This is a genomic window from Cupriavidus sp. GW823-FHT07B10 (genome assembly GCF_058794355.1).
Window position 1 is genome coordinate 1 of record NZ_JBXAGS010000038.1, and the last position, 8312, is coordinate 8312.

The window sequence follows — 8312 nt, forward strand, 5'->3', positions numbered from 1 at the left end:
TGGCACAGTGGCAACAGTCAGGTATTCAGCGCAATAGTAAAGCGCTGGAGTTCATCCACCAGCGTCGCGCTTGCCATCCACCCCGGAAAGTGCCCGCCAACCGGATGCTCGTTGCGATAGACCAGCCGGTGAGCCCGTTCGATCCAGCGACTGGGTGGAGGCGGGAAGAAGCCGCCGCCGAAGCCGGAGTACCCGGTAGGGACCATGCAGCGTTCGCCGCCAGCCAGCGCTTGCGGCTCGTGGCGGTCGGCCCAGTAGATCCACGCGGCGGAGCCCAGGCTGCCGGTTAACCAGTAGCTGGATGCCAGGGTCAGGATTGCCGACTGGAGTCGCTCGGGATCCTGCTGCGCGGCCGGGCCGGACCACTGGTGCAGCTTTTCGGCGATCCATGCCAGCACGAATGCGGGCGAGTCGGCCAGCCCCACCGACAGCGTGGATGGCCGGCTGGCCTGTAGTTCGCGGTAACCTCCATCCACCGCAAGCCGCTTCTGGGTGTTGCGAATCCAGGAGCGCTCGGCGTCGTCAAGCGGGTCAGACGCGTCGATATCCGGCTTCAATCCCATCATCGTCAAGTGCAGGCCCGCAACCCGCTCCGGTGCGTCGACCGCCAGCCAGCTGGAGACCACGGCGCCCCAGTCACCGCCGTGAGCAATCACAGGGCCGAGTTCAAGCCCTTCGTCAATCAGCAGCCGCCACAGGCGAGCGATATCGCGGGCATGCATTGGCCTGGATGGCGCCGACGACCAGCCGAACCCGGGCAGCGAGGGGGCCACCAGCGTAGGGCTTCCCGCGCTGCCGGCGTGGCGCTCCCGCGCCCGCAACTGCTCGATGACCGGGATGTACTCGACTGACAGGCTTGGCCAGCCATGCGTCATGAGAATGGGGCGAGCATGACCGGTTCCGCCGGCAACGAAAGCATGTACGTGCAGCGTGCCGAATCCTTCCGTCTCCACTTCGAAGAACACGGAAGGCACAGCGTTTAGCGCCTGTTCCAGCAGGGCGAAGCCGTCCCCGGCCTCCCACCGGGCACACAGGGCGCGCAGCCATTCCTGGTCCACGCCGAAGGACCACCCCGCGCCTGGGCTGGCCACCGGCCAGCCGGTGACGCGCAAGCGCGCCCGCAACGCCTCCAGGCGCGCTGCCGGCACGGTGAGCGCAGAGGAATACCGTCTGATGATTCTCACGTCTTTCTCCCTGTCTCGGTATGCAGCCGCAGCAGTTGCTTGCCGGTGTTGCGGCCCTCGAACACGCGTGTGATCGCCTGCAGTGCATGCTCGATCCCGTCGACGATATCGACACGCTGGCGCAGCGCTCCGGAACGATGCCAGTCCCAGAGCCGCTGCTCCGCCGTGGCAAACTGAGACTCATAGTCGAAATAGACGAATCCGCGCATTGTGGCGCGCTGCCCGATCAGCGCAAGGTAGTTGGCTGGTCCAACCGGCTTGCGTGCGTTGTACTGCGAAATGCCACCGCAAAGCACGATGCGTGCACCGGTATTGATGCGCTTCAGCGCCGCATCGAGCACCGGGCCACCGACGTTGTCGAAGTAGATATCAATGCCCTTCCCGCACAGGGCCTTCAGCCGCTGGTCAACATCGCCGCCGGTGTAGTCAACCACCTCATGAGCGCCGTCGCCGAGCACCGCTTCTCGGCGCCCGGAACTCGCCACTCCAATCACATGGCATCCGGCCAGACGCCCCAACTGCACGACGGCGGAGCCCACCGAGCCCGCCGCTGCCGACACCACAAGCGTATCCCCGGGGGCCGGGCGGCCAACGTCGAACAGACCGAAGTACGCGGTAATTCCCGCCAGGCCGCAAATGCCGAGCGCTACCTCATCCGGGATATCGTCTGGAATGCGGCGCACGCCGACTCCTTCCGTAAGCCCGTCCGACAGCGCATGCTCGCGCAAGCCGAACAGGCCGGTAACCCGTGTGCCTTCCGGAAAATCCGCGTGGCGAGATGCGGTTACCACGCCGGCCGCGATCGCCCGCATCGGCTGGCCGAGCGCGACCGGCGGGATGTAGGAGCGCAGCGGGCTCATCCATCCGCGCATGGCAGGATCGATCGACACGGTGGTCACACGAACCAGGAACTGCCCCCGGCCCGGCATCTCGATCTGGCTGTCTTGAAGCACAAGGTCCGCGGATGAGACCGCTCCTTCTGGCCGGCGCTCCAGGCGCCACTCTCGATTTCGCATCATGTTCACCGATGAAGGAAGACAGGTTTGCGCCGGTCGGCGAAAGCGCGCATGGCTTCCTTCTGGTCATCCAGCGCAAAGGTCGCGTGCAGAAGGCGACGCTCGAAGCGAAGGCCGCCACTGAGGCCCGTATCGAAGGCGGCGTTGACGCTTTCCTTGATCATCTCGACAATGGGTAGCGAGTATCCGGCGATGCGCGCCGCCATTTCCAGGGCTGTCCGGATATGGTCGCCGGCCGGAACCAGGATCGAGACGATGCCGATGCGCTCCGCCTCATCCGCGCCAAGCAGCCGCCCTGTCAGGCAGAGCTCCATCGCTTTCGCCTTGCCAATGGAGCGGGCCAGACGCTGAGTGCCGCCGCCGCCGGGGATGGTCCCAACCGAAACTTCCGGCTGCCCGAAGCGGGCGCTAGCGTCGGCCACCACAATATCGCTCATCAGCGCAAACTCGCAGCCGCCACCGATGGCGTAGCCGGCAACCGCCGCGATGACGGGCTTGCGGCAATACGACAGCACTTCCCAATCACGGCTGACGAAGTTCCGCACATAGGCTTCGGCGAACGTCTTCTCGGTCATCTCCTTGATATCGGCGCCCACGCTGAAGCAGGATTCGCCGCCCGTAACGACGATCACACCGATTTCCGGATCTTCGTCGAGGGCGCTCACAATGCGGCTAAGCTCGAGAACCAACGCTTCGTTCAGCGCGTTCTTTGCTTCGGGCCGGTTTAACGTGACCAGCCCGACGCGTCCGATTCGCTCAGACAAAACCAATGACATCTTTGCTCCTCCTGGGTTTCCTTGGCTTACTCGGCGGCAAGCCGTGAATCGAGTTCCTGATCGTCCATCGCGTAGCCCATGCGCTGGTCATAGTCCGGCTGAACGTCGTCGACCCACTCGAGGCCGGCCTCCAGAATGCGCTTCCTGACGAGTTCAAGGTACTGTGCCTGGCACTCCTCAGGCCGCAGGATCTTCAAGCCCATGTCGTAGTAACGCTCGAAATTGGCGGACAGCGTTTCCCCCGCCAGGGAAGGACGGCCGTACATGCCCATTCCCATCGCCAGGAACTTCGGTACACGCCGTTGCAGCCGCTCCCACGCTTGCGAGCCGCCGAATTCGATCGCGCGCTTGACGGCCCACAGGCCAAAGCCCATGTGCCCCACCTCCTCACGCGCGATCCGTTCCGAGGCACGGGCCCATGGGAGGTAAGAGCATTTGGTGTACTGCCCCAGGAAGATCACCGCGCCAGGCGTTGCGACGCACGACATCATCGCCACGTCTTCCCAGCACTGGAACTGGTCGCGCCAGTAGGACCGGCGAAACCCGTTGATCACGTTGACCCGCGCCGGGTCGGGGTCTTCCGGATGGTCGCGCAACTCAGCAAGCCTGGGCTTTACGTCGATACCGAGGTCTTCCAGCACGGTCCACAAATAGAAGGCATGACCGTATTCCTCCATTGTCTTCTTGGCGAGCCGATAGGCCTCTTCCGGCCGCGGCGCGAAGCAGAGATTCTCGCCGACCCGCTGGGCGCCGGCATACTCGGAATCCGCCTGGAAGCTGAGCAGATGGATCAGGGCTTTCCTGTAGTCAGAAGGAAGGGTATCTCCCTTGTCGTAGTACTTCATCTTGTCTCCTGTTGAAAAAGGGGGGGCGGCAGATCGCGGATCTGCTGCGCGTTGCCTGTCGGATTGGCAGACTGGGTTCGGGCCAGAGGGAAGAGCGGATTGGCGCCAGGCTCGGACGCTCTGGCGTCATGCCGGAGACGCCTGGATCTCGGAGCGCATGCCACCTGCCGCGTCACAGCTGGTCAGCCACACGTACCCAGCGACCGCCCCGCACCTGCTGCAGAATCAGTTGGCGGGTACCGGTGTGCTTGCCTTGACCGAAGCCGAGGAGCGGGCCGCCGAACGGATCGCGATACGCCTGGATCGATTCCATGGCAGCGATAAGCTTGTCGACGGTGAGATCCCTGCCGGCCTTCTCCAGCGCCTGCACCAGCAGATCCGCACCGATGTAGCTCATCTGCGAGGCGATGTTCGGCCGGCTCTTGAAACGGGCGATGTAATGTGCGGCCCAGTCGCGCGTTGCCACCAGCGGCGCATCCGGATAGGCTGGGTCAAACGCCGACATCGCGTAGAGGCCTTCGGTCGCGCCGTTCGGAGCCTCGGAGACATTGAGATCGAAGGAAGTCAGCGCCCCGAGGAAATCGACATCCCATCCCATCCGCCGCGCCGCCGCGTAGGGCAGGATCGTGTCCCGGATCACCGTGCCAAGAACCACAAGATCGCAGCCGGCGCCTTTCAGTTTCGCTATCGCGGCATTGAAGTCGGTCTCGGTCGGCGCATGCGCGGTAACAGCTTGCGGTGCGCCGCCCAGACCCTTCAGGGTGTCCCGTACTGCATCGGCAATTTCGCGGCCATAGTCGGTGTCCTGATACATCAGGCAGATCGCCTTTCTGCCCCGGCTTCTTGCGAAGTAGCGTACCCCCGCCTGGATCTGCGCGTAATAGGTCGGATAGGTCTGGAAGACCAATCGCTGCGGCGGTTCCAGGATCGAGCGCGCGAACGAGAACGGAAACAAGTTCGGCACGCCTGCCTGCAACTGCTGGGGCATCGCGGCATTGATCATCGGTGTTCCTACCGCGCCGATGATCGCGAAAACCTGATCCCGCTGGATCAGCTTGGCCGCGGCCTGCACCGCGCGCGGCACCTGGTAGCCGTGGTCTTCAACCACCAGGCGAATGCGGCGCCCGTGTATCCCGCCTTTCGCATTGACCTCATCGAAACGCAGACGCATCGCATTGGCGCTGGCGCTTCCCCAGGATGCGCCGATGCCGCTGAGATCACTGTAGCTGCCCAGCACGATCTCCTTATCCGATACACCTCTTACCTGCGCCATCACGACGCATGGGAGCAATGCGCAGAACGCAAGCCACCGTACAACCAGGCCACGTGGTTTCATCTGTCTCCTCCAATCGATGTGCTCGACTTTATAATACAAACTCAAGATGCACGGTAGATGATTTTGTATTACATTGCAAGAGCTCAGTGAACCACGAAATCTCATTTCTGGCGGGCATCCGCATGCCTCGCAGGCACCCAGTCGTGCATTGCGGGCCGGACAGCGCTGAGGCTGGCCCGCCGAGTCAACCCAGAAAGGGAAGCATGAAGAACGGAATGACACCTTATGTAGCCCCGCTTGAAGCGCTCGCATTTGCCGTTGCCGCTGCGGCGGACGGCAGCCCGCGACTGGCATTAACGGAAGACCTGGATTGGGAGACGTTCCAGGGCATCCTTGCGGCAAACGCCCGCCTGACCGAAGACATCCTGCTGCCGTTGAGCCGCCATTCGGACACCACGCATCCGGTACTGCATGCCGATGGCGAGGTCACCACCTCCGAGGTGGCGCGTAGCGCGTACAGGCAGTTCGTCGACGGTGGCTGGCCAGGCGTCCCTCTGCCCGTTGAGCTTGGCGGGCTGAGCCTCACGCGCCTGGCGTGGGCGCCTCTTGCCGAAATGTGGAATGCTGCCAATCCCGCCTTCGCGCTGTGTCCGGTGGGCAACGTTGGCGCGGTCGACGCACTGCTCGCCTCCGCGTCGGCCGGGATCATCGAACGGTATGTGCCGAAGATGGTGGCGGGAACATGGCCGGGCACCATGAACATCACCGAGCCTCAAGCGGGCTCGGATCTGTCGCTGATCCGCGCGAAGGCTATCCCGGACCCCGGCCAGGGTCCCGGGCATTACAAGATTTTCGGGCAGAAGATCTTCATCACATTTGGCGAGCACGATCTCGCCGAGAACATCGTCCACCTGGTGCTTGCCCGTTTGCCGGATGCGCCTGCCGGTGTAAAAGGCCTGTCCTTGTTCCTCGTGCCGAAGTTCCTGGTCGGCAGCGGCGGGGAGATCGGCGAGCGAAACGATGTCAAATGCGTAGCGCTGGAGAACAAGCTCGGCATTCACGGTAGCCCTACCGCAGTGATGGTCTACGGCGAGATGGGCGGGGCCCGCGGCCTGTTGATTGGCGAAGAGAATCAGGGCCTCAATGCGATGTTCGTGATGATGAATCTGGCGCGCTTCAGTCTCGGCCTGCAGGGCACGGGCATAGCCGAACGTGCCTGCCAGGCGGCCTTTTCCTACGCTGCCACCCGCATCCAGGGGCGCCACACTGCTTCCGGCGGGAAAGCGGTCGCGATCATCCGTCATCCGGGCGTCAGGCGCGCGCTGCTGAATCTAAAGGCCGATACCCATGCTGCACGCAATCTGACCTACTACAGCGCGTCGCTGATTGATGTGCTCGGTTCGTCCGCGCCAGCCGCCGAACGGCAGGAGGCACAGCGCTTGCTCAGTTTCCTGACCCCCATCGTAAAGGGCTGGGTTTCCGAAATGGCGGTCGATTCAGCCAATGCCGCGCTGCAAATCTTCGGCGGGGCCGGATACATCGAGGACACCGGCGTAGCACAGCTCGTACGCGATGCGCGCATCACCACCATCTACGAGGGGACCACCACCATACAGGCGAACGACCTGGTGCACCGCAAGGTGATAGGAGACAAGGGCGCCGTATTCGCACTGATGGCCAAGAAGGTAACGGATACCGCCTTGCGGCTGCAAGCTTCGCCAGCGCCGCGCCTGTGCCGCGCCGGCGCCCAGCTTGCCGCGGCGCTCTCGCAGGTTGCCGCGGCGACGGACTGGATCGTCAGGCAGGGCGAGGATCGGATCGAGTGCGTGCTCGCAGTGGCCGAAACCTATCTCGAAGCCTGCGGCAGGCTCTTCAGCGGCTGGCGCCTGCTTCATGCCGCGTCCCTCGCCCAGGGCGGCACGGCTGCGTTTCGGTGCTCGCCCTCGCTGACCGACGAGCTGGAAGCCTGTTCTTGCTACTTTGCCGACTGGAAGCTGAGTCAGGTCGATGGCCTGTGCTCGGCGATCATGCACGCCGGCGCCAGCGTGACAGATGCAGGCTTCCTCTTCGAGGAAGCCGTCCACGGACTCGGCCCCGCGGCATGAAGCCGACCGCGGCAGACCGCCAGCCTCAAAGTCATTGATACCGATCTTCCCCCAAGGAAACGAAGCATATGGCCCTTCCCTCAATCTTGCAGAATCTGGCGTTGCCCGTCATGGCTTCGCCCATGTTCATCGTCAGCTATCCGGAGCTGGTCCTCGCGCAATGCAAGGCAGGCATCGTCGGCGCCTTTCCGACCCTCAATGCACGTCACCCGGAGTTGCTCGACGAGTGGCTCACCCGCATTGCCGAGGAACTGAGCGCCTTCAGGGCGGCGAACCCTGGCCAGCCTGTCGGGCCGCTGGCGGTCAACCAGATCGTGCACCAGTCGAATACCAGACTGGAGCGTGACGTGCGTGTCTGCGTCGATCACAAGGTGCCGATCTTCATCACCAGCCTGCAGGCACCGGTAAAGGAGATCCTTGACGCGGTGCACGGCTACGGGGGCATTGTCCTGCACGATGTCATCAGTGTGCGCCATGCGCGGAAGGCGCTGGACGCTGGCGTGGACGGCCTCATCGTGGTGGGTGCTGGCGCCGGCGGCCATGCGGGGACCCTGTCCCCCTTCGCGCTGGTCGGCGAGGTCCGAAAATTCTTCGACGGTCCGCTAGTGCTGTCGGGTGCGATTGCCAACGGTGAGTCCATCCTCGCCGCTCGCGCAATGGGTGCCGATCTGGCGTACATTGGCACGCGCTTCATTGCCTCGCACGAGAGCAATGCCGCCGAGGGCTACAAGCAGGCCATCGTAGAAGCCAATGCCGCCGATATTGTCTATACCAATCTGTTCTCCGGCGTACACGGCAACTATATGCGGCAGAGCATTCTGAACGCAGGGCTGGACCCGGACAACCTGCCGCTATCCGACAAGAGCAAGATGGATCTCTCCGGCGGCGCGAGCAAGGTCAAGGCGTGGAAGGATATCTGGGGGGCTGGACAGGGCGTTGGGTTGATGGATGAGATTCAGCCGGCAGCCCAGATTGTTGCGCAATTACGGGCCGAGTATCATGCCGCGCGCCACCGGCTGCTGGCGCAAGGCGCTTGACAAGCCTTCGGCACCTTACCGGATCGACGACAGCGCGGCCCGAGCACGGGCCGCCCTCGTGGCGCCAGATTGC

The 8312-nt window shown here is 63.6% G+C and carries 7 protein-coding genes; 2 read left to right on the forward strand and 5 right to left on the reverse strand.

What is annotated here, in order from left to right:
* Window positions 1-17: 17 nt before the first annotated feature.
* The 5 genes from AC1Q6V_RS34505 to AC1Q6V_RS34525 all read right to left on the reverse strand — a co-directional run bounded on the left by AC1Q6V_RS34505 (window position 18) and on the right by AC1Q6V_RS34525 (window position 5157).
* Window positions 18-1184, reverse strand: coding sequence for an epoxide hydrolase family protein (locus tag AC1Q6V_RS34505; RefSeq protein WP_439669872.1), 1167 nt, complete (start codon window positions 1182-1184; stop codon window positions 18-20).
* Window positions 1181-2203: an NADP-dependent oxidoreductase gene (locus AC1Q6V_RS34510; RefSeq protein ID WP_492316783.1), complete on the reverse strand. Its 1023-nt coding sequence runs from the start codon at window positions 2201-2203 to the stop codon at window positions 1181-1183. Before AC1Q6V_RS34510 ends, AC1Q6V_RS34505 begins: the two co-directional genes overlap by 4 nt.
* 2 nt (window positions 2204-2205) lie before the next feature.
* Window positions 2206-2976, reverse strand: coding sequence for an enoyl-CoA hydratase-related protein (locus AC1Q6V_RS34515; RefSeq protein WP_439669874.1), 771 nt, complete (start codon window positions 2974-2976; stop codon window positions 2206-2208).
* A gap of 26 nt (window positions 2977-3002) precedes the next feature.
* Complete coding sequence (locus AC1Q6V_RS34520; protein WP_439669875.1) at window positions 3003-3821, reverse strand: Phenylacetic acid catabolic protein; 819 nt, start codon at window positions 3819-3821, stop codon at window positions 3003-3005.
* A gap of 172 nt (window positions 3822-3993) precedes the next feature.
* Window positions 3994-5157 (reverse strand): ABC transporter substrate-binding protein, encoded by a 1164-nt coding sequence (locus AC1Q6V_RS34525; protein ID WP_439669876.1) that lies wholly within the window; start codon window positions 5155-5157, stop codon window positions 3994-3996.
* Between the two features lie 203 nt (window positions 5158-5360).
* Between AC1Q6V_RS34525 and AC1Q6V_RS34530 the strand changes: the two genes are divergently transcribed.
* Both AC1Q6V_RS34530 and AC1Q6V_RS34535 read left to right on the forward strand, forming a co-directional pair.
* Complete coding sequence (locus tag AC1Q6V_RS34530; RefSeq protein ID WP_454751068.1) at window positions 5361-7202, forward strand: acyl-CoA dehydrogenase family protein; 1842 nt, start codon at window positions 5361-5363, stop codon at window positions 7200-7202.
* Window positions 7203-7270: 68 nt separating this feature from the next.
* Window positions 7271-8239: an NAD(P)H-dependent flavin oxidoreductase gene (locus AC1Q6V_RS34535; RefSeq protein WP_439669878.1), complete on the forward strand. Its 969-nt coding sequence runs from the start codon at window positions 7271-7273 to the stop codon at window positions 8237-8239.
* Window positions 8240-8312 lie beyond the last annotated feature (73 nt).